The organism is Mycobacterium sp. E2462 (assembly GCF_001672685.1).
GTDB lineage: Bacteria > Actinomycetota > Actinomycetes > Mycobacteriales > Mycobacteriaceae > Mycobacterium.
This window is the reverse complement of sequence record NZ_LZKC01000374.1, coordinates 1-2,372: the sequence shown is the minus strand read 5'-3', so window position 1 is coordinate 2,372 and position 2,372 is coordinate 1. Positions and strand designations below refer to the sequence as shown.

Sequence of the window (2,372 nt, the reverse complement as noted above, 5' to 3'; positions counted from 1 at the left end):
GGCGCCGCCGCCGACGGCCAGGAGCACCGGCCACTCGATCAGCCCGGCCACCCCCAGCGCGCCGAACGCTACCGCCGCGGCGGGCGCCGAGTGGCTACCGCTGCTCATGCCGCGCTTGACGCCTTCGGCGGCGCCGGTGACGCCACCGATGACTCCGTTGACTGCGGCGCCGCCAACGGCGCCCGCGGCGGCCGTCGTCGTGGTCGCCGCGCGGTTCACCGCCTGGCCGATGCCCCGGACCGCTCCGCCGATGACACTCATGGTTGACTCCCTGGCCTATCTCGCTCGGTGCCGCGAACTCGCGTCGTTGGCATTGGGTACCCGTTGAACGCAGCGTTAACGGTAGTGCAACACCGTTTCTGCTTGTCGCCTTCAAAGCCTGCCACTCGGGCTACGCGCAGACAACGCGTAGCGCCGCCCAATTTCGAACACCGGGCCGCCCGGCGGGTGCGCGGGCGCCCCCGACGCCCCTAGTCGCGGCGCAGGTCGACGAGCACCGGCGCGTGATCGCTGGGCGCCTTGCCCTTGCGTTCCTCGCGGACGATCTGCGCATCGGTCACGCGGGCAGCCAATTCCGGCGAGGCCAAAATGAAGTCGATGCGCATTCCCTGCCGCTTCGGAAACCGCAGCTGCGTGTAGTCCCAGTAGGTGTAGGTCCCCGGCCCGGGCGCGAACGGGCGCACCACGTCGCTGAACTGCGCGTCGACGATCGCGTCGAACGCCCGGCGCTCCGGCGCGGAGACGTGCGTGGCCCCGGCGAACACCTCCATGCTCCACACGTCTTCGTCCTTGGGGGCGATGTTCCAGTCGCCGGTCAACGCGATCTGCGCCCGCGGATCGTCGCGCAACCAACCGGACGCCGAATCGCGCAGTGCGGCAAGCCATTCCAACTTGTAGGTGTAGTGCGGATCGGCCAGTGTCCGGCCGTTGGGCACGTACAGGCTCCATACCCGCACGCCGGCGCAGGTGGCGGCCAGCGCGCGCGCTTCGGCGGTGGCGGCGACGTCGGGTTTGCTGCTCCACGTGGGCTGCCCGTCGAAGCCGATCTGGACGTCGTCGAGGCCGACGCGCGACGCGATCGCCACGCCGTTCCACTGGTTGAAGCCGACGTGAGCGACCTCGTAACCCAATTCGAAGAACGGCAGCGTGGGGAACTGGCTGTCGGAGCACTTGGTCTCCTGCATGGCCAGCACGTCGACGTCGGCGCGGGCCAGCCAGTCGATGACCCGCGGCAGCCGGGTGCGGATCGAGTTGACGTTCCAGGTGGCCAGCCGCAGCCGCCGTGGCGTCTCGCCGCCACCGTCAATCACGTTGTCGGACACGGCTATACGATATCCCAACCGCCGGGTTCGCCCCGAATGTAGCGGCGGGCATGATGTGGCCGGAAGCCCAACGTCCGCAGCAGGGCAGACGCCCCCGAGTTCGGCGTCCGCGCGTGGGCGCGCGTCGCGCCGCGCGCGGCGCCCCAGCTCAGCAGCGCGTCGCACAGCGCCGCCGCCGACCGGTCGTCGGCGGCCGACAGCGCCGACAATCCGAGCCACCGGCTACCGTCGGGGGCGGCGGTGACCGCCGCGCGGGCGACGGCCGCGCCGTGCCGTGCGAACGCCAACTCGCCGTCGAGGACGGCGGTCAACACCTCGACGGGCAGGCCGCGCCGAAACGCCGCCAACCACGCGTCGTCGGGGCGCGCCGACACGGTGACGGACGCGGGCCCCTCGACGGCCTGCGCGTCCGGCACGTCGCGCACCAACACGAGTTCCGCACGCCCCTCGGTCAGCCCCGGCGGCAGCCGCAACAGGCGATCGGCGACGGCCAGCACCGGCGGCTGTCCGCGGTCCCGATACCACCGGGCGATGGCCGGCAACGAGCCGGCATGTGCCGAGAGGTCAAGAGCGACAGCGGAATTCGCGGCAACCCCGCCGCCCGGTCCGGCGCGCAGCAGCCAGCCGTCCAACCAGTCGCGCTCGGCGCCCGGCCAGGCCGCCGCTGCGGCATGCTCGACGGCGCGGATCTGCGAGGTGCGGACCGGCGCGTCGGTGAGCACCCGCACCGCCACCACGTCGTTGGGCGCGCACTCGACGACGGCGCCGGTCTTGCTCCGCACCCGCACCACCGGGTCGGCGGCCAGCAGGCGGCCCACCGCGTCGGTCAGCGGCGGGACGGAACCCGGCGCGCGACGGTAACGGACCGTCACCCGGGTTCCCACGCAGGGCCACGAGATCATCAGTGGCCGAACGGGTCCGGTCCTTCGCCCGGCAGCCACGACAGGCCGGGCACCCCCCAACCGTGCGATTTCACGGCCCGCTTCGCGCCGCGGGCGTGCCGCCCGATCAGGCGGTCCAGGTAGAGAAAGCCGTCGAGGTGCCCGGTCT

The 2,372-nt window shown here is 72.5% G+C and carries 2 protein-coding genes and 2 pseudogenes; all 4 read right to left on the bottom strand.

Translation table 11 applies throughout. The features are described from left to right. Nucleotides 1–261 (bottom strand): annotated as a pseudogene (locus tag A5714_RS19620) (hypothetical protein); the annotation flags it as partial. 209 nt (nucleotides 262–470) lie between these two features. Beyond that, nucleotides 471–1,277 (bottom strand): exodeoxyribonuclease III, encoded by an 807-nt coding sequence (locus A5714_RS19615; RefSeq protein ID WP_068288011.1) that lies wholly within the window; start codon nucleotides 1,275–1,277, stop codon nucleotides 471–473. 47 nt (nucleotides 1,278–1,324) lie between these two features. Then, entirely contained in the window at nucleotides 1,325–2,224 is a 900-nt protein-coding gene (locus A5714_RS19610; protein ID WP_068288007.1) for a GCN5 family acetyltransferase, read from the bottom strand. Further along, a pseudogene (locus tag A5714_RS19605) lies at nucleotides 2,224–2,372 on the bottom strand (peptide deformylase); the annotation flags it as partial. The pseudogene A5714_RS19605 and the gene A5714_RS19610, both read right to left, overlap by 1 nt.

Excerpts from the sequence above, each read along its gene's own strand:
- A5714_RS19610 (WP_068288007.1), bottom strand. The coding sequence starts at position 2,224 with ATGATCTCGTGGCCCTGCGTGGGAACCCGGGTGACGGTCCGTTACCGT.